This is a genomic window from Pseudomonas sp. ITEM 17296 (assembly GCF_028895205.1).
In the GTDB taxonomy this organism is placed as follows: domain Bacteria; phylum Pseudomonadota; class Gammaproteobacteria; order Pseudomonadales; family Pseudomonadaceae; genus Aquipseudomonas; species Aquipseudomonas kermanshahensis.
Genome location: NZ_WJRS01000032.1, coordinates 20,584 through 42,137, shown reverse-complemented (window position 1 = coordinate 42,137; position 21,554 = coordinate 20,584). Strand labels below are relative to the sequence as shown.

At 66.6% G+C, this 21,554-nt stretch carries 1 protein-coding gene (running past one end of the window); it reads left to right on the top strand.

Going from position 1 to position 21,554, the window contains the following annotated elements:
- The first annotated feature begins 264 nt into the window (after positions 1 to 264).
- A protein-coding gene (locus GIB19_RS24785) for a non-ribosomal peptide synthase/polyketide synthase (RefSeq protein ID WP_274888383.1) crosses the window boundary here: on the top strand, positions 265 to 21,554 show its 5' portion. 1,042 nt of this gene lie beyond the right edge of the window; 21,290 of the gene's 22,332 nt are visible here — the first part of the coding sequence; the start codon lies at positions 265 to 267; the stop codon falls past the right edge of the window.

Here is a 21,554-nt window from a genome sequence, read left to right as displayed (position 1 = left end):
GCTACGCGGTGCATGGCACCGGCTTCGCCGGTGTTCGCGGGGCAAGCCCGCTCCCACGTAATGCGTTCCTTTTTCAGAAATTGCGCAAGACAGTTGCTCTCACCCGAACTGTTTAGCCTCCAAGGCTAGCGCCGCACCTGTGGGAGCTGGCTTGCCGGCGATGGCGCTATCCGAAATTGTCCCCGCTTCCCATGTCAGACCGACCGGTCACGATCCTTTAGCGTGTCCACGATTCCCATTCCAGGCAAAGCAGGATGCTTACCGATGCACTTCAGCGAACTGATGGCTGCTCTTTCCACCCGTGCGATCCGACTCCAGCGTGAAGACCAGGACCTGATCGTCCTCGGCGATGACGATACCCTGGACGACAGCTTGTGGGAGGCGTTGTCACGGCACAAGCCGGCGTTGCTGGAGATGCTCGCCGAACGCGATGACGACTGGCTCAGCCCGGCCTTCCGGATCACCCCCGACATGCTGCCGCTGGTCACGCTGGACCAGGAAACCATCGACCGCATCGTCGCCAGCGTGCCGGGCGGCGCAGCCAACGTTCAGGACATCTACCCGTTGGCCCCGCTGCAGCAGGGCATGCTGTACCACCACCTGTCCGCCACCGAGGGCGACCCGTACCTGTCGCAGGTGCAACTGCGCTTCGCCAGCAAAACCCACCTGGAAGCCTTCGCCGAGGCGCTGCAGTGGGTGATCCAACGCCATGACATCCTGCGCACCGCGCTGCACTGGGAATACCTCGATCAACCGGTGCAAGTGGTCTGGCACGAGGCGACGCTGGTCCGCGAAGCCGTGCCAGTCGCTGGCAGCACAGCCCTTGCCGAGCTGTGCGCGCGCTTCGACCCGCGACAGTATCGTCTCGACCTGCGCCAGGCACCGCTGATGCAACTGATGCACGCGCAAGGCGAGGGCACTACGTGGGTGGCGCTGCTGATGTTCCACCACGTGGTGATGGACCATACCGCCCTGGATATCGTGCGCCGCGAAATCCAGGCGCACATCGCCGGCCAGTCCGACCGACTGGCGGCCCCCATGCCGTTTCGCAATGTGCTGGCCGCCGCTCGCCAGGCACTGGATGAGGACGCCCATGAGCGCTTCTTCCGCGAGATGCTGAGCGACATCGATGAGCCCACGCTTGCCTTCGGCCTGCAGGACAAAGGTGACGTGCAACTGGAGCAAGCACGCCTGACCCTGCCGCCTACGCTCAGCCAGCGCCTGCGCAGCCAGGCCCGGCAACTCGGCGTGAGCCCGGCAAGCGTGTTGCACCTGGGCTTTGGCCGGTTGATCGGGCAACTGTCGGGCCGCCAGCAGGTGGTGTTCGGCAGCGTGCTGCTGGGCCGCATGACCACCGGCGACGGCAGCGAGCAGGCGCTGGGGATGTTCATCAACAGCCTGCCGTTGCGCATCGACCTGGGCCCAACCAGCGTGCGTGACGCCCTGCTGGCCACCCACCGACGGCTCAGCGCCTTGCTCGGCCACGAACAGGCGTCGCTGGCCCTGGCCCAGCGCTGCAGCGGTGTGGCCGCGCCGGCGCCGCTGTTCAATAGTCTGCTCAACTACCGGCACAGTGACGCCGGTGATGCCGCCGAGATCATCCCGGTGGCTGCTGGCATCGATATCGTCGGCGCCGAGGAACGCACCGATTACCCGCTGACTGTCAGCGTCGACGACCTGGGTGATGCGCTGCGCCTGACCGTGCAGAGCCTGCCGGCGTGGAGCGCGTCACGCCTGTGCGCGCAGTTCGAACAGGTGTTGGCAAGCCTGGTCGACGCCCTGGAACACACCCCCGCGGCAGCGCTGCAAGGGTTGCAGGTATTGCCGCCTGCCGAGCGTGATCAGGTGCTGCAACAGTTCAACCACACCGCTCAGCTTTACCCGCAGGGGCAGACCGTACACGCCATGGTCGAGGCCCGTGCCGCCACCGCGCCAGCAGCGGTTGCGCTGTTGCAGGATGGCCAGGCGCTGCGTTACGACGAACTCAACCGCCGTGCCAACCAACTGGCTCACCAGCTGATCGAACGCGGCGTTCAGGTGGGGGACCGCGTGGCCCTGTGCCTGCCGCGCAACAGTGGGCGCGTGGTTGCGTTGCTGGCAGTGCTTAAAGCGGGCGCGGCCTATGTGCCGGTGGACCCGGCGTACCCAGCAGAGCGCATTGCCTACCTGCTGGCTGACAGTGCCCCGGCACTGGTCGTGAGCGAGACTGCGGTAAATGGGCTGCCGGCCCAGGTGCCGCGCCTGGACCTGGACCACATCAGCACCTGTACTGCGCACGACAGCAACCCACAGCGACCTAGGCTGGACGCGCAGCAACTGGCCTATGTGGTCTACACCTCCGGCTCCACCGGCCAGCCCAAGGGGGTGATGATCGAGCACCACACGCTCGCCAACCTGGTGCATTGGCACTGCCAGGCCTTTGCGCTGGACGCCGATGCGCACACGTCAAGCGTGGCCGGTTTCGGGTTTGACGCCATGGCCTGGGAGGTCTGGCCAGCCTTGTGCGCCGGGGCCACGCTGCACCTGCCACCCGCGCACATCGCCAACGAGCATGTCGATGAGTTGCTCGACTGGTGGCTGTTGCAGCCACTGAAGGTCAGCTTCCTGCCCACCCCGGTAGCGGAGCAAGCCCTGCGTCGCGAACACCAGCACCCGACCCTGCGCACCTTGCTGGTGGGCGGGGACCGCCTGCGCCAGTTCGAGCGAGCGCCAGGCTTTGCCCTGATCAACAACTACGGGCCAACCGAAACCACCGTGGTCGCCACCTCTGGGCAGGTCTTGCCCAACGGGGCACTGCACATCGGCCGACCCATCGCCAATACCCGCGTCTATGTACTGGACGAAGGCTTGCAGCCAGTCCCGGTTGGCGTCGCGGGTGAGCTGTTCATCGGCGGCGCGCAAGTGGCGCGGGGCTACTTCAATCGCCCGGCGTTGACCGAACAGGCTTTTCTTGTCGACCCGTTCAGCGAGCAGCCCAACGCACGCATGTACCGCAGCGGTGACCGGGTGCGCTGGAATGCCGACGGCACCCTCGACTACCTCGGCCGCAACGACGACCAGGTGAAGATCCGCGGTGTGCGGGTTGAGCTGGGTGAAATCGAGGCCACCCTCGCGGCGCAGCCGGGTATCGACGCCGCCGTGGTGCTGGTGCGGGGCGAGCGTTTGCTGGCCTGGTTCACCGAGACCGCCCCTGTCGCCCTCGACGCCTTGCGCCAGGCCCTGCAGGCCCGCTTGCCGGCGCACATGGTGCCGCTGGCGTTCGTGCGCCTCGATGAGCTGCCGCTGACTAGCCATGGCAAACTCGACCGCCGTGCGCTGCCTGACCCAGAGACCTCGCAGTTGTTCGGCCAGGCCTACGAAGCGCCCACGGGCGAAACCGAAGCGACGATGGCGGCGATCTGGGCCGATGTGCTGGGTGTGCAGCGGGTAGGGCGCCATGACAACTTCTTCGAACTGGGCGGCCACTCGCTGCTGGCGGTGACGTTGGTCGAGCGCGTGCGCAAGGCTGGCCTGCTGATCGATGTGCGGGTGCTGTTCGCCCAACCGACCCTGGCTGCCCTAGCCGGCGCGGCGGGCATCGGCCACCAAGTGAAGGTGCCGGCCAACCGGGTGCCCGCGCAGGCCCAACGCATCACGCCGAGCATGCTCAGCCTGATCGACCTGGACCAGGCAGCAATCGACGACATCGTCGCAACGGTGCCGGGTGGCGCCGCCAATGTGCAGGAAATTTACCCGCTGGCCCCGCTGCAGGAAGGCATTCTCTACCACCACCTGAGCGCCGAGCAGGGCGACCCCTACCTGCTGCAGACCCGTCTGGCCTTCGACAGTGTCGAGCGCTTGCTGGCCTGGGCCGGTGCGCTGCAACAGGTCATCGATCGCCACGATATCCTGCGCACCGCCGTGCTTTGGCAAGGGCTGGCGCAGCCGCTGCAGGTGGTTTGGCGCAAGGCCGAGTTGGTGGTCAGCGAAATCGACGACCTGGCCGATGACGATGGCCTGGCGCGGGTTGAACAGTTGCATGCCCGGTTCGATGCGCGGCACCACCGGTTGGACCTGACCCAGGCGCCATTGACCCGCCTGTATTACAGCCTGGACCCCGCCAACCAGCAGGTGGTGGCGATTCTGCTGTTCCATCACCTGACCCTCGACCACACGGCCATGAACGTGGTCGCCCGCGAGATGCGCGCCTTGCTGTTCGGCCAGGGGCACACACTGCCGGCAGCGGTGCCATACCGCAATTATGTGGCCCAGGCTCGCCTGGGTGACCAGGCGGGCCACGAGGCGTTCTTCCGCGAAATGCTGGCGGATGTCGAAGAATCGACCCTGCCACTGGGTTATGCCGATGTGCAGGGCGATGGCCGCGGCATCGAAACGGCGTTCCAGGCACTGGACGGCGAAGTTGCCCACGGTTTGCGCAGCCAGGCGCGGCAACTGGGCGTCAGTACCGCCAGCCTCATGCACCTGGCCTGGGCGCGCGTACTGGGCGTGCTGGCCAACCGCGATGATGTGGTGTTTGGCACGGTACTGATGGGCCGGCTGCAGGGCGGCGAGGGCGCCGACCGGGCATTGGGGATGTTCATCAACACCCTGCCGCTGCGGGTGGACACCACGCTGGCCGTGCGTGCCGCCGTGCGCGCCACCCACCGCAACCTCTCGGCCTTGCTGGGCCATGAGCACGCGCCGCTGGCCTTGGCCCAGCGCTGCAGTGGCGTGGCCGCGTCCGCGCCGTTGTTCAGTGCCTTGCTCAACTATCGGCACAGCGCCGACGCGGCCACCGGCGAGGCAATCTGGGAGGGTGTGCGCCTGCTCGGTGGCGAGGAGCGCAGCAACTACCCGCTGACCCTCAGCGTCAATGACCTGGGTGAAGGTTTCACCTTCAGTGTGCTGGCTATTTCAGGAATTGGTGCGGCGCGGGTCGCCGCCTGGATGGTCAATGCCGTCACCCAGCTGCTGCAAGCATTACAGCAAGGGCAGGATGCGCGGGTCGACAGCTTGTCGATCCTGAGCGACGAAGCGCGCCAACAGCTGCTGGGCAGTTTCAACGCCACCGCACAGCACTACCCGCAAGGGCAGACGGTACACGCGCTGGTGGAGGCCCGAGCAGCCGAGACCCCGGATGCCACGGCCGTGAACCAGGATGGCCAGGCACTCAGCTATGGTGACCTGAACCTGCGGGCCAACCGCCTGGCGCATCAACTGATCGCACGCGGCGTGCGCGGCGGTGACCGCGTGGCATTGTGCGTGGGCCGCAGTGCCGAGCGAGTAATCGGCCTGCTGGCCGTGCTCAAGGCCGGCGCTGCCTATGTGCCGGTCGACCCGGGCTATCCTGCCGAACGCATTGCCTACCTGCTGGCCGACAGCGCGCCCGCCCTGGTGCTGAGCGAAACGGGCATTGCCGGCCTGCCTGCTGACATACCCCGCCTGAACCTCGACCAGGCCGCCGCCGATGATGCCCTGGACAGCAACCCGCACGTACCTGGGCTGGATGCGCACCACTTGGCCTACTTGGTCTACACCTCCGGCTCCACCGGCCAGCCCAAGGGCGTGATGATCGAACACCACACCCTGGCCAACCTGGTGCACTGGCACTGCCAGGCCTTCGCGCTGGAGGCCGGTGTGCGTACCTCGAGCGTCGCAGGCTTTGGCTTCGACGCCATGGCCTGGGAAGTATGGCCGGCGCTGTGTGCCGGTGCCACGCTGCACCTGCCACCTGCGCACATCGGCAATGAACATGTGGATGAACTGCTCGACTGGTGGCTCGAGCAGCCGCTGGCGGTCAGCTTCTTGCCCACGCCGGTGGCCGAACAGGCGCTGCGCCGCGAACGGCAACACCCCACCTTGCGCACCTTGCTGATCGGTGGCGACCGCCTGCGCCAGTTCGACCGCGATCCAGGCTTCGCCCTGGTCAACAACTATGGGCCGACCGAGACCACGGTGGTCGCCACGTCTGGCCAGGTCTTGCCGGGTGCGGCGTTGCACATTGGCACGCCCATCGCCAATACCCGCGTCTATGTGCTCGATGCCCATCGCCAAGTGGTGCCCGTGGGCGTCGTGGGCGAGCTGTACATCGGCGGCGCACAGGTAGCGCGGGGCTATTTCAATCGCCCTGAACTGACCGAAGAGCGCTTCCTCGCCGACCCGTTCAGCCGCAAGCCTGGCGCGCGCATGTATCGCAGTGGCGACCTGGTGCGCTGGAACGCCGATGGCACGCTGGACTACCTCGGCCGCAATGACGACCAGGTGAAGATCCGCGGCGTGCGCGTGGAGTTGGGTGAAATCGAGGCGGCGCTGACGGCCCAGGCCGGTATTGCCGATGCCGTGGTATTGGTGCGCGGCGAGCGCCTGGTGGCCTGGTTCACCGAACAGGTGCCGGTGGCGGTCGAGGCTGTGCGTCACGCGCTGCAGGCCAGCTTGCCGGGGCACATGGTGCCGCAGGCGCTCATCCGCCTGGACCAATGGCCGTTGACCAGCCATGGCAAGCTGGACCGCCGGGCGCTGCCTGAGCCGGACGCGGCCCAACTGATCAGCCAGGGCTATGAAGCCCCTGCCAGCGAGACCGAAGCGGCCATGGCCAGCGTCTGGGCCGACGTGCTGGGCGTGGAACGGGTAGGGCGGCACGACAACTTCTTCGAGCTGGGCGGCCACTCGCTGCTGGCTGTGACCCTGATCGAACGCTTGCGCCAACAGGGCCTGCAGACCGACGTGCGGGTGCTGTTCGGCCAGCCCACCGTGGCTGCACTGGCTGCCGCGCTGGGCAAAGGTCGCCAGGTCAGCGTGCCCGAGAACCGTATTCCAGCGGGCTGCACCCACATTACCCCCGCCATGCTGCCTTTGCTGACGTTGGACGCCAGTACCCTCGAGCGCATCGTCGCCACGGTGCCAGGTGGTGCTGCCAACGTGCAGGACATCTACCCGTTGGCACCGCTGCAGGAGGGCATTCTCTACCATCACCTGAGTGCCGCAGACGAAGACCCGTACCTGCTGCAGTGGCGTGTGGCATTCGACAGCCAAGCCCGCCTGCTGGCCTTCGCCCAGGCCTTGGACAAGGTCATCGCGCGCCACGATATCCTGCGTACCGCCGTGCTCTGGGACGGCCTGGTGCAGCCGGTGCAGGTGGTATGGCGCAGGGTGCCGGGCTCGGTGCTGGTCAATAGCAGCGAAGCCACCGGCCCTCTCGACCTGAGCCAAGCCCCACTGATCCGCCTGCTGCAGACCCCACAGCCAGGCACCGAAGGCCTCGAAGCCACCCTGCAGTTCCACCACATCGCCTTGGACCACACGGCCATGAAGGTGGTGCTGGAAGAAATCCGCGATCACCTGCGCGGCCAGCAGCCCAGCCAACCGGCCGTGCCGTACCGCAACTACGTGGCCCAGGCGCGCCTGGCCATCAGCGAGGCCGAGCACGAAGCGTTCTTCCGCGCCGAGCTGGCCGACATCGACGAACCGACCTTGCCCTATGGCCTGGCCGACCTGCAGGGCCAGGCCAGCGCCTTCGAGTTGGCCACGGTGCAACTGGCGCCCGAGCAGTACCAGCGCCTGCGCAGCCATGCCCAGCAGTTGGGCGTGAGCGCTGCCAGCGTGCTGCACCTGGCCTGGGCGCGGCTGGTGGCCGCCACCAGTGGCAACGACCGCGTGGTGTTCGGCACTGTGCTGTTGGGGCGCCTGCAAGGGGGTGCCGGCGCTGATCGGGGCCTGGGCATGTTCATCAATACCTTGCCACTGCGCCTGGACCTGCAAGGGCTAGGCGTGCGTGCAGGGGTGCGCCTGGCCCACCAGCGGCTGAGTGCGTTGCTGGTGCACGAGCACGCTTCGTTGGCCTTGGCCCAGCGTTGCAGCGGCGTGGCTGCGCCGACGCCGTTGTTCAGTGCCATGCTCAACTACCGGCATGGCGCCAGCCAGCCCGAGCAGCAAGCGCAACGCGAAGCCCTGGAAGGCATCCAGGCACTGCCCAGCGGCGGCCACGGCAACTACCCGCTGAGTGTCAACGTGGACGACCTGGGCGACGGCCTGCGGCTGACGGCCCAGGTCAGCGCTCAGGTGGGCGCGCAGCGTGTCTGCGACCAACTGCTGCAGGTGCTGCACGGGTTGCTGAATGCACTTGAGCACGCGCCTGACACGCCAGTGCAGCAGTTACCGGTACTGACGCCTGATGAGCGCCGGCGACTGCTGGCCAATGCCCCGCAAACGCCTCACGACGTGGCGCAACCGCTGCACGGGCTGTTCGAGGCCCAGGTACGGCGCACGCCCACTGCCATTGCACTGGTCGCCGAGGAAGGCGAGCTGAGCTATCGCCAGCTCGATGAGCAAGCCAATCGGCTTGCCCATCATTTGATCGGCTTGGGCGTCAAACCGGATGATCGTGTAGCGATCTGCGTCGAGCGCGGGCTGTCGATGGTGGTCGGCTTGCTGGCCATCCTCAAGGCAGGCGGCGCCTATGTGCCAGTTGACCCAGGATACCCGGCTGAACGTATCCGCCACATGCTGAGCGACAGTGCGCCGCTGGCCGTGCTGATGCACAGCGCTACCCGTGAGGTCCTACACGGCACCCCGGTGCAGCTGGTCGACCTCGATCAGCCTTGCTGGGAAGCCCAGCCGATCAGCAACCCTCGCGTAGCTGCGCTGAACGCGAGCCACCTGGCGTATGTGATCTACACCTCGGGCTCCACAGGCCAGCCCAAGGGGGTGATGGTCGAACACCGCAACGTGGTCAACCTGGTGCGCTGGAGCCAGCGCCTTTGCCACCTACCTGGCAAAGGCGCTGTGCTGCACAAGACCCCGGTCAGCTTCGATGCCTCGGTGTGGGAACTGTTCTGGCCGTTGTGCAGCGGCCTACGCCTGGTACTGGCGCGCCCGCACGGCCAGCGTGACCCGCACTACCTCGCGCAATTGATTGAGGCGCAGCAGGTCAGCGTGGTGCAATTCGTGCCGGCGTTGCTGCAGCAGTTCCTCGAAGCACCTGCGAGCGCTCGCTGCACCAGCCTCAGCGATATCGTCTGCGGTGGCGGTGAGTTGACCCAGGCGCTGGCCGCCCAGGTACGCGAGCGTCTGCCGGGTGTGCGCCTGCACAACGTATATGGCCCGACCGAGACCACCGTCGATTGCAGCGCCTGGACGCTGGAACCGGGCGCGGACCTGCCGCACGGGGCGTTGCCGATTGGCACCGCCATCGACAATACCCGGCTGTATGTACTCGACCACTACGACCAACCCGTGCCGTGGGGCGTGGTCGGCCACCTGCATATCGGCGGCGCGGGCGTAGCGCGGGGTTACCTGGGTTTGCCCGAACAGCAGGCCGAACGCTTCATCGCCAGCCCCTTCGTTGACGGTGATCGCCTGTACCGCAGCGGTGACCTGGTGCGCCAGCGCGAGGATGGCAACCTGGTCTTCCTTGGCCGTAACGACCACCAGGTCAAAATCCGCGGCCTGCGCATCGAGCCGGGCGAGATCGAAGCCTGCCTGGTGCGTGTGCCCGGTGTGCGCGAGGCCGTGGTACTGGCTTACGATGCCCCGGCCAGTGGGCCGCGCCTGGTCGCCTACCTCACCGGTGAGCCACCCGAGGCGGACAGCCTGCGTCAGGCACTGCTGCACGACCTGCCGGAATACATGCTGCCGGCACAGTACATCCACCTCGACCAGCTGCCGTTGACGCCCAATGGCAAGCTCGACCGTAAAGCGCTGCCGGCGCCGGATGCTGCCTTGCATGAACGCCCCTACCAGGCGCCGCAGGGGCAGACCGAAACCCTGCTGGCCCAACTGTGGGCGCAACTGCTGGGCGTCGAGCACGTGGGCCGTCACGACAACTTCTTCGAGCTGGGTGGCCACTCGCTGCTGGCGGTAAGCCTGACTGCGCGGCTGCGCCTGGAAGGGCTGCAAGTCGATGTACGGACCCTGTTCGGCCGGCCTACCATCGCGGCCCTGGCCGAGACCTTGGGTCGCAACCAGCAAGTGCTGGTACCTGAAAACCGCATCCCTGCCGGTTGTACTCATATCACCCCGGGCCTGCTGAGCCTGATCGACCTCGACCAACCCGCAATCGACCGCATCGTCGCGCGCGTGCCGGGCGGTGCGGCCAATGTGCAGGACATCTACCCGCTGGCTCCGCTGCAGGAAGGTATCCTTTACCATCACCTGAGCGCCGAGCACGATCCCTATGTGCTGTATTCCCGGCTGCGTTTTGACAACGGCGAACGCCTGCAAGCCTTCGCCAGCGCGCTGGACCAGGTCATCGCCCGCCACGACGTGCTGCGCACAGCTGTGCTGTGGGACGGCCTGCCGCAGGCTGTGCAGGTGGTCTGGCGTCACGCACCGCTGCAGGTCCTGCGCGACGACGATGCGGCTACCGTTGGCCTGGACTTGAGCCAAGCGCCGCTGATTCGTCTGCTTCATCGCCAGGCACCGGGCAGCGGGTGCATCGAAGCCACCTTGCAGTTCCACCACATCGTCCTCGACCACACCGCCCTGGAGGTGGTCGGTGAGGAGTTGATTGGCTTCCTGCAGGGCACGCCGCCGGTCCAACCCCCCGTGCCGTATCGCAACTACGTGGCCCAGGCGCGCCTGGGTGTCAGCCAGGCCGAGCATGAGGCGTTCTTCCGCGAGCAGTTGGCGGATGTCGACGAGCCGACGTTGCCGTTCGGCCTTAGCGATGTGCAAGGCGATGGCCTTGGCATGCAAGAAGCCAAGCTGGCGCTGTCGGCCGAGCTGGCCGCAGGGCTGCGGCGCCAGGCACGGCACCTGGGCATCAGTGTCGCCAGCCTGTTCCACCTGGCTTGGGCGCGCCTGTTGGCCGCTGCCAGCGGCAAGGACCGCGTGGTGTTCGGCACGGTGTTGCTGGGGCGCCTGCAAGGCGGTGAGGGCGCCGAGCGGGCGCTCGGCATGTTCATCAATACCTTGCCGCTGCGGGTCGACCTGGGCGAGGTGAGCCTGCGCGATGGGGCGCAGGCCGTGCATCAGCGCCTCAGTGCACTGCTGGCGCACGAACACGCGTCCTTGGCGTTGGCCCAGCGCTGCAGCGCTGTGGCTACACCGTTGCCGTTGTTCAGCGCCATGCTCAACTACCGCCATGGCGCAGAAGCCAGCGCCGAACAGCGGCAGGCGTGGCAAGGCATCGACGTGCTCGAAGGCCAGGAGCGCACCAACTACCCGTTGAGCCTGAACGTCGACGATTTGGGGGAGGGCTTCCGCCTGGTTGCCATGACCCCGGCCGACGTAGGCGCGGCGCGTATCTGTGGGCAGATGAATCAGGTGCTGGAGGCCATGGTCGAGGCGCTGGAGCAGACGCCGGAACTGCCGGTGCAGCGCTTGCCGGTGCTGGAAGCGCAGGAGCGTGAGCGTGTGCTGCTGGGCTTCAACGATACGGCGGTGGATTATGACCTTGAGCAGACCCTGCACGGGATGATCGAGGTACAGGTGTTGCTTACGCCGGATGCGGTCGCGGTTAAGGCCGAAGAGGGGGCGCTGAGCTATCGCCAGCTGAATGAGCAAGCCAACCGATTAGCGCATCACCTGATTGATCTGGGTGTTAAACCTGATGATCGGGTGGCGATCTGCGTTGAACGTGGGCTGTCGATGGTGGTTGGCTTGCTGGCCATCCTCAAGGCGGGTGGCGCGTATGTGCCGGTTGACCCCGATTACCCAGCGGAACGCGTGCGGCATATGCTGACTGACAGCGCGCCGGTGGCGGTGCTGGTGCACAGTGCTACCCGCCATGTATCGGATTCGACCCAGGTTATCGACCTGGATCAGCCGACCTGGATCGCCCGGCCTTCCAGCAACCCAGTTGTCACCGACTTGACCCCGCGTCACCTGGCCTACGTGATCTACACCTCAGGCTCCACCGGCTTGCCGAAAGGCGTGATGAACGAGCATGCCGGCGTGGTCAACCGCCTGCTGTGGATGCAAGAGGCCTACAACCTCGGCGCTGACGACGTGGTCTTGCAGAAGACCCCATTCAGCTTCGACGTATCGGTATGGGAATTCCTCTGGCCGCTGCAAACCGGCGCACGTCTGGTCATGGCGCGCCCCGGCGGCCATCGCGATCCGGAGTACCTGCGTCAGGTGATCCGTAACGAAAACGTCACCACCTTGCACTTCGTGCCCTCGATGCTGGATGTGTTCCTGGCTCACGGCCAAATATCGGCAGATGGTCTCAAGCGCGTCCTGTGCAGCGGCGAAGCTTTGCCAGGCAGCCTGGTCCGACGCTTCCACGCGCAATTGCCAACCGTCGAACTGCACAACCTGTACGGCCCGACTGAAGCAGCGGTGGACGTGAGTGCCTGGCACTGCGTGACGGCACCAGACAACACCCCCATCGGCAAACCGATCGCCAACACCACGCTGTACGTACTCGACAGCCAAGGCCAGCCGGTCCCTCAAGGCGTGGCCGGCGAACTGTTCATCGGCGGCGTGCAAGTCGCCCGAGGCTACCTCCACCGCGCCGAACTGACCGCTGAACGCTTCCTAGAAGATCCGTTCAGCACCCGCCCTGGTGCACGCCTGTACCGCACCGGCGACCTGGCGCGGCACCTGGCCGATGGCAACATCGAATACCTGGGCCGCAACGATGACCAGGTGAAGCTGCGCGGCCTACGCATCGAGCTGGGTGAAATCCAGGCTGGCCTGACGGCCATCGAAGGCGTGAAGGAGGCAGTTGTTGTCGCCCGCGACCAGCGTCTGGTGGCGTATTACACCGGTGAGCAGCAGGCCACAGACGTTCTGCGCACGGCATTGCTGGCCCACCTGCCGGAGTTCATGGTGCCCGCGCTGTTCCTGCACCTGGACGCACTGCCCCTGAGCCCCAACGGCAAACTCGACCGCAAGGCTTTGCCACTGCCGGATACCGAGGCCCTGCAAAACCGTGTGTACGCAGCCCCAGAAGGCGAAACCGAAACGCTGCTGGCTGCGATCTGGGCTGAGCTGCTGTGCGTGGAGCGGGTAGGGCGCCACGACAACTTCTTCGAACTGGGCGGCCATTCGCTGCTGGCGGTGACCCTGACCTCGCGCCTGCGCCAGCAAGGCCTGCATGCCGATATCCGCGTACTGTTCGGCCAGCCGACCTTGGCAGCGCTCGCCGCTGCGGTGGGCGGTGAAACCCGCATTAGCGTGCCAGCCAACCGCATTCCGGCAGAGGGCACACGCATCACGCCGGACATGCTACCGCTCACCGAGCTGTCCCAGGCGGCCATCGACACCCTGGTCGCGCAGATCCCCGGTGGCGTGGCCAATGTCCAGGATGTCTACGGCCTGGCCCCGCTGCAGCAAGGCATTCTCTACCATCACTTGGCCAGCGAAGGCGCAGACCCCTACGTGCTGCAGGCACGCTTTGCCTTCCCGACGCAAGCCGAACTCGATGCCTTTGCCGCAGCGCTCGACCAGGTCATCGCCCGTCACGACATCCTGCGCACCAGCATCCACTGGCAGGGCCTGGAGGAGCCCGTGCAGGTCGTCTGGCACACTGTGCCGGCAGTCGGCGCAGCCGTGCGCGGTGATGAAAGCAGCACCACGCTCGACTTGAACAAGGCCCCCTTGATCCGCCTGCTCCCTAGCCACGGCGAGGGACGCGTGGAAGCCACGCTGCTGATCCACCACATCATCCTCGACCACGCAGCCGTCGAACAGCTGGTGGCCGAGATCACCGCTGTGCTGCAAGGCCAGGCCCTGTCGCAGGCCAGCGTGCCCTACCGCAACTATGTGGCGCAGGCACGCCTGGGCGCCGATACCCAGGCTGACGAGGCACTGTTCCGCGAGCTGCTGGGCGACATCGACGAACCCACCACGGTATTCGGCCTACGCGATGCGCTCAGTGACGGCAGCCGTGTACTGGACAGCCGTCTGGCCCTGGACACGGCGCTGGCCGGCCGTTTGCGCGAGCAGGCGCGCCTGCTTGGCATCAGCGTCGCCAGCCTGGTGCACCAGGCCTGGGGGCAGGTGTTGGCGCAACTGTCAGGGCGCGAGGAAGTGGTGTTCGGCACGGTGTTGCTCGGTCGCCTGCAAGGCGGCGAGGGGGCTGAACGGGCCCTGGGCATGTTCATCAACACCTTGCCGCTGCGGGTGAGCGTGGGTGCCACGGCGGTGGCCGAGGGCGTACGCCTGACCCACCAGCGGCTGGCCCGCCTGCTGGCCCATGAGCAAGCCTCGCTGGCGTTGGCTCAGCGTTGCAGCGCAGTGCCGGCGTCTCAGGCGCTGTTCACCAGCCTGCTCAACTTCCGCCACAGTGCACCGGCCAAGGCCGAGCTGCGCCAGGCCTGGCAGGGTATCGAGCAACTGGCCGCGCATGAGCGCAGCAACTATCCATTGGTGGTCAACGTCGACGACGTGGGCGACGCCTTTGTGCTGACCGTGCAAGCGGTGCCGGAAGTCGATGGCGCGCAGGTCTGCCGCCTGCTCAGTACCGCCCTTGAGCAACTGGCCCAAGCCCTTGCGCAGGCGCCGACCACGGCCCTGCACAAGGTGAGCCAGCTGGCAGTTGCCGAGCGCGAACTGGTGTTGCAAGGCTTCAATGCCACCCGCCGCGATTACCCACGGGAACATGCGCTGCACACCCTGTTTGGCACCTATGCCGCGCTCAGCCCGGCTGCACCGGCGGTGGTTCACGGTGGCCGGCAGTGGAGCTATGAGCAGCTCGAACAGCACGCCAACCGCCTGGCTCACCACCTGCTCGCCCTGGGCGTGCGCCCTGGCGATCGTGTGGCCCTGCTGCTGCCCCGCAGCATCGAGTTACTGGCTGCGCAACTGGCGGCGAGCAAATGCGCGGCGGTGTTCGTGCCGCTGGACAGCAACGCGCCTGCCGAGCGCCAGGCCTTCATGATCGAAGACAGCCAGGCGCGTGTCTTGCTCACCTTCAGCAGCGAACAGCGGGTAGGCAATGCCCTGCGCGTCGAGCTGGACCGCCTCGACCTCACCGGGTACGCGCAGCAGTCGCCGGGCCTGGCGGTAGCTGCCGAAAGCGCCGCCTACATCATGTACACCTCCGGCTCTACCGGCACCCCCAAGGGCGTGCAAGTGCCGCACCGGGCCATCGTGCGCCTGGTGATCAACAACGGCTTTGCCGAATTCACCTGCCAGGACCGTGTCGCGTTCGCCTCCAACCCTGCGTTCGACGCCAGTACCCTGGAAGTCTGGGCGCCGCTGCTCAACGGCGGCACGGTGGTCGTCATCGACCAGGATCAGGTACTGTCGCGTCAGGCCTTGCGTGAGGTGTTGCTGGAGCAGCGCGTCAGCGTGCTGTGGCTGACTGCCGGCCTGTTCCATCAGTTTGCCGATGACCTGCTGCCGGCATTCGCCAAGCTTCGCTACCTGATGGTGGGCGGCGATGTGCTGGACCCGGCCATCGTCGGCCGGGTGCTGCGCGAAGGCGCCCCACAACACCTGCTCAATGGCTATGGCCCGACTGAAGCCACCACCTTCAGCACCACCCACCTCATCGCCACGGTCGGCGAGGGCAGCATCCCGATTGGCAGGCCGATCGGCAATGCCCGTTGCTACGTGCTCGACGCCCGTCAGCAGCCGTTGCCGGTTGGCGCGGTCGGTGAGCTGTACATCGGCGGCGCTGGCGTCGCCTTGGGGTACCTCGGCCAGCCGGCTCTTACCACTGAGCGCTTCCTCGAGGACCCGTTCAGCCGTGAGCCGGGTGCGCGCATGTACCGCAGTGGCGACCTGGCCTGCTGGCAGGCCGACGGCACGTTGCGTTACCTGGGCCGTGCCGACCAGCAGATCAAGCTGCGAGGCTTCCGCATCGAGCTGGGTGAAATCGAAGCGCGCCTGGGCGCGTGTGCCGGTGTGCGTGACACGGCCGTGGTAGTGCGTGAGGACGTGCCCGGTGACAAGCGCCTGGTGGCCTATTTCACCGCCAACAATCCGGCCCTTGGCATTGCCGAACTGCACCAACAGCTGCAAGGTCAGTTGCCGGACTACATGCTGCCAGCGGCCTACGTGTGCCTGGATGCACTGCCGCTGACCGCCAACGGCAAGCTCGACCGCCGTGCCTTGCCGCAGCCCGGCAACGAGGCAGTACTCAGCCGCGCCTTCGAGGCGCCACAGGGTGAGGTCGAAACCACCCTGGCGGCGATCTGGGCCGACCTGCTCAAGGTCGCGCAGGTCGGGCGCCACGACCACTTCTTCGAGCTGGGCGGCCATTCGCTGCTGGCCGTGACCCTGGTCGAGCGCATGCGCAAGGCCGGCCTCAGTGCCGATGTGCGCGTGCTGTTTGCCCAGCCCACCCTGGCGGCGCTGGCCGCCGCCGTGGGCAGCGGTCGCGAGGTGCAGGTGCCCGCCAACCGTGTGCCACACACGGCCCGCCACATCACCCCGGACATGCTCAGCCTGATCGAGCTCGACCAGGCCAGTATCGACCGTATCGTCGCCACGGTGCCGGGCGGCGCCGCCAATGTGCAAGAGATCTACCCGCTGGCCCCGCTGCAGGAGGGCATCCTGTACCACCACTTGAGCGCCGCACAGGGCGACCCGTACCTGCTGCAGTCGCGCCTGGCCTTCGACAGCCTGGCGCACTTGCAGCGCTGGGCGGGCGCCTTGCAGCAGGTCATCGACCGGCACGACATTCTGCGCACCGCAGTGGTCAGCGAAGGGCTTGCGCACGCAGTACAAGTGGTCTGGCGGGAAGCGAGGATGCAGGTGAGCGCAATCGAAGGCCTGGCTACCGGGTCGGTGATCGATGCCTTGCAGGCCCGCTTCGACGCCCGTCACCAGCGCCTCGACCTGTCGCGGGCACCCTTGCTGCGCCTGCTGCATGCCGATGACCCGGCCAACCAGCGCGTGGTGGCGATTCTGCAATTCCATCACCTGGCCCTGGACCATACCGCCATGGAAGTCATCGCCAGCGAGATGCAGGTGTTGCTGGCGGGCCAGGGCGAACGCTTGCCGGCGCCAGTGCCTTATCGCACCTATGTTGCCCAAGCCCGCCTTGGGGCCGACGATGCCAGCCATGAAGCGTTCTTCCGCGAGATGCTGGGGGACCTTGATGCCCCGACCTTGCCGTTTGGCCTGAGCGACGTACAGGGTGACGGCCACGCTATCGAAGAAGCCCACCTGGTCATCGACGCCATCGTGGCGCGCGGCTTGCGCGAACAGGCTCGGCAGCTTGGCGTGAGTGCCGCGAGCCTGGCGCACCTGGCCTGGGCACGGGTGCTGGGTGTGCTCGCCAACCGCACCGATGTTGTGTTTGGCACCGTGCTGATGGGGCGCTTGCAGGGCGGTGAAGGGGCCGACCGGGCATTGGGCGTGTTCATCAACACCTTGCCGCTGCGCATCGACTTGACTGCACCGGTGGCGCAGGCGGTGCGCGCCACCCATCAGCGGCTCTCGGCGCTGTTGGCGCACGAGCATGCCTCGCTGGCGTTGGCCCAGCGCTGCAGTGGCGTGGCGGCGTCCACACCGTTGTTCAGCGCCCTGTTCAACTACCGCCACAGCACGGCAGGGGTGCCTGCCGACGGCGATACCCACAGCCAGGGTGTTCGCCTGCTGGGCGGTGAGGAGCGCAGCAACTACCCGCTGACCCTCAGTGTCGACGACCTGGGCGAAGGCTTTGCCTTGAGTGTGCTGGCCCAGGCAGGCATTGGCGCCGAGCGGGTCGCTGGCTGGATGAACCAGGCCCTGGTCGAACTGCTGCAGGCGCTGACGCAGTCTGCGGCCAAGCCGGTCGAGGCATTGTCGATCCTGGACCCGGTGGCACGGCAGCAGGTGCTGGAAGCGTTCAATGCCACTGCACGCGACTACCCGAAAGGGCAGGCCGTGCACGCCTTGGTCGAGGCCCAGGCGGCCCGCGCACCGCAAGCGGCAGCGCTGGTGCAGGATGGCCAGGTACTGAGCTACGGCGAGCTTAATCGCTGCGCCAACCGCCTGGCGCATCACCTTATCAGCCGCGGGGTGAAGGTCGGCGACCGGGTGGCATTGTGCTTGCCGCGCACCCTGGAGCGCCTGGTCGGCCTGCTGGCCATCCTCAAGGCCGGTGCGGCCTATGTGCCGATCGACCCGGCCTACCCAAGCGAACGCATCGCCTACCTGCTTGAAGACAGCACGCCGGCATTGGTGCTGGTCGATGCGGCCACCCTGGCGCTGGTGGGGGACACCCCACGTGTCGAGCTGCACCGCGATGCCTGGCAGGGCGCAGCCGACAGCAACCCCTGCGTGGCAGGCCTGGATGATCGCCAACTGGCGTATGTGATCTACACCTCCGGCTCTACCGGCCAGCCGAAAGGGGTGATGGTCGAGCATGCGACCCTGGCCAACCTGGTGCACTGGCACTGTGAGGCCTTTGCCTTGAAAGCCGGCAGCCATACCAGCACGGTGGCCGGTTTCGGCTTCGATGCGGTGGCCTGGGAGGTGTGGCCGGCGCTGTGCACGGGGGCCGTGCTGCACGTGCCGCCCGCACGCATTGCCGGTGAGCACGTCGACGAATTGCTCGACTGGTGGCTGGAGCAGCCGCTGGCCGTCAGCTTCCTGCCCACACCCGTGGCCGAACAGGCGCTGCGCCGCGAGCGTCAGCACCCGACCTTGCGCACGCTGCTGGTCGGCGGCGATCGCCTGCGCCAGTTCGAGCGCGACCCAGGTTTTGCCCTGGTCAACAACTATGGCCCGACCGAAGCCACCGTGGTGGCCACGTCCGGGCAACTGATACCCGCGGGGGGGCTGCATATCGGTAAGCCTATCGCCAACACCCAGGTGTATGTGCTCGACGAGCGCCGCCAGCCGGTGCCGGTGGGCGCCGTGGGCGAGTTGTACATTGGCGGCGCCGGGGTGGCCCGCGGTTACTTCAACCGCCCGGCACTGACCGAGGAGCGCTTCATTGCCGATCCGTTCACCGCCCAACCCCATGCGCGGCTGTACCGCACAGGTGACCTGGTGCGCTGGAACGCTGACGGCACTCTGGATTACCTGGGCCGTAACGACGACCAGGTGAAGATCCGCGGCGTACGGGTAGAGCTTGGCGAGATCGAAAGCGTACTTGCCGCGCAGCCTGGTATCGGCGATGCGGTGGTGCTGGTGCGTGGCGAGCGGCTGCTGGCCTGGTTCACTGAAACCACACCGGTGGCAGTGGACACACTGCGCCAGGCTTTGCAGGCAAGCCTGCCCGCACACCTGGTGCCGTTGGCCTTCACCTGCCTGCCAGCACTGCCGTTGACCAGCCATGGCAAGCTCGACCGCAAGGCGTTGCCCGACCCGGATCCGGCGCTGCTTGCAGGCCAGGCCTATGTCGCCCCGCAGGGCGAAGTGGAAATGGCCCTGGCAGCGGTGTGGGCCGACATGCTGGGCGTCGAGCGAGTGGGCCGGCACGATAACTTCTTCGAGCTGGGTGGCCATTCGTTGCTGGCGGTGAACCTGACCGCGCGTTTGCGCCGCGAGGGCGTGCAGGTGGATGTGCGTACGCTGTTTGGCCAGCCGACGGTGGCGGCACTGGCGACGACCCTGGGCCAGGTGCAACAAGTGCAGGTGCCGGACAACCTGATCCCGGCCGGCTGCCCGCACATCACCCCCGGCATGCTGCCGCTGGTGGCGCTGGAGCAGGCGGCCATCGACCGTATCGTTGCCCAGGTACCCGGCGGTGCCCGCAATGTGCAGGACATCTACCCGCTGGCACCCTTGCAGGAAGGCATCCTGTACCACCACCTCAGCGCGCAGGGGCACGACCCTTATGTGCTGCAGTCGCGCTTCGGGTTCGCCAGCCGCGAACACTTGAACAACTTTGCGGCAGCGTTGGACAAGGTCATCGCCCGCCACGACGTGCTGCGCACAGCGGTACTCTGGGAAGGCCTGCCGCAGCCGGTGCAGGTGGTCTGGCGGCAGGCGCCGTTGTCGGTCATGGCGCGTGGTCGCGACAGCGAGGCAATGCTCGACCTGAGCAAGGCACCGCTGATCCGTCTGCTGTACACGCAGCAGCCGGGCGCGGCCCGCATCGAAGCCACCTTGCAGTTCCACCACATCGTGCTCGACCACACGGCCATGGAAGTGGTCGGCGAGGAGCTGATCGGTTATCTGCAGGGTGCGGCCGAGCCGGCCCAGGCACCGGTGCCGTACCGCAACTACGTGGCCCAGGCGCGGCTGGGTATCAGCCAGGCCGAGCATGAAGCGTTCTTCCGCGGGCAACTGGCGGATATCGACGCGCCAACGCTGCCGTTTGGCCTTAGCGATGTGCAGGGTGACGGCCGTGACATCGAGGAGGCCCAGCTGTGGCTGCGTGACGACTTGGCACAACGGCTGCGCCAACAAGGCCGGCAATTGGGTATCAGCGTCGCCAGCCTGTTCCACCTGGCCTGGGCGCGCCTGCTGGCGGCCGCCAGTGGCCAGGACAGCGTGGTGTTCGGCACCGTACTGCTGGGCCGCCTGCAAGGCGGTGAAGGCGCCGAGCGGGCGCTGGGCATGTTCATCAACACCTTGCCGCTGCGGGTCGACCTGGGCGGTATCAGCCTGCGTGAAGGGGCCCGTGCTACCCATCAGCGCCTCAGTGCCTTGCTGGCCCACGAGCATGCATCGCTGGCGTTGGCCCAGCGCTGCAGTGGCGTGGCTGCGCCCTTGCCGTTGTTCAGCGCCATGCTCAACTACCGGCACAGCACGCAGGTCACTGACAGCCAGCGGCAGGCGACACAAGGTATCGACAACCTGGAAAGCCAGGAACGCAGCAACTACCCGCTGGGGTTGAACGTGGATGACCTGGGGGAGGGCTTCCGCCTGGTTGCCATGACCCCGGCCGACGTAGGCGCGGCGCGTATCTGCGGGCAGATGAACCAGGTGTTGGAGGCCATGGTCGAGGCGCTGGAGCAGACGCCGGAACTGCCGGTGCAGCGCTTGCCGGTGCTGGAAGCGCAGGAGCGTGAGCGTGTGCTGCTGGGCTTCAACGACACGTCGGTGGATTATGACCTTGAGCAGACCCTGCATGGGATGATCGAGGTGCAGGTGTTGCGTACGCCGGATGCGATCGCGGTTAAAGCCGAAGAAGGGGTACTGAGCTATTGCCAGCTGAATGAGCAGGCCAACCGATTAGCGCATCACCTGATTGAACTCGGTGTTAAACCTGATGATCGGGTGGCGATCTGCGTCGAGCGTGGGCTGTCGATGGTGGTTGGTTTGCTGGCCATCCTCAAGGCGGGTGGCGCGTATGTGCCGGTTGACCCGGATTACCCAGCTGAGCGCGTGCGGCATATGCTGAGCGACAGCGCGCCGGTGGCGGTGCTGGTGCATGGCGCTACGCGGCACGTACCTGATTCGGCCCAGGTTATCGACCTCGATCAGCCGACCTGGAACGCCCAGCCGTCCAGCAACCCAGTTGTCACCGGCTTGACCCCGCGTCATCTTGCCTACGTGATCTACACCTCAGGCTCCACCGGCTTGCCGAAGGGCGTGATGAACGAGCATGCCGGCGTGGTCAATCGACTGCTTTGGATGCAAGACGCCTATAACCTCGGCGCTGACGACGTGGTCTTGCAGAAGACCCCATTCAGCTTCGACGTGTCGGTGTGGGAGTTCCTCTGGCCGCTGCAAACCGGCGCACGTCTGGTCATGGCTCGCCCCGGCGGCCATCGCGATCCGGAGTACCTGCGTCAGGTGAT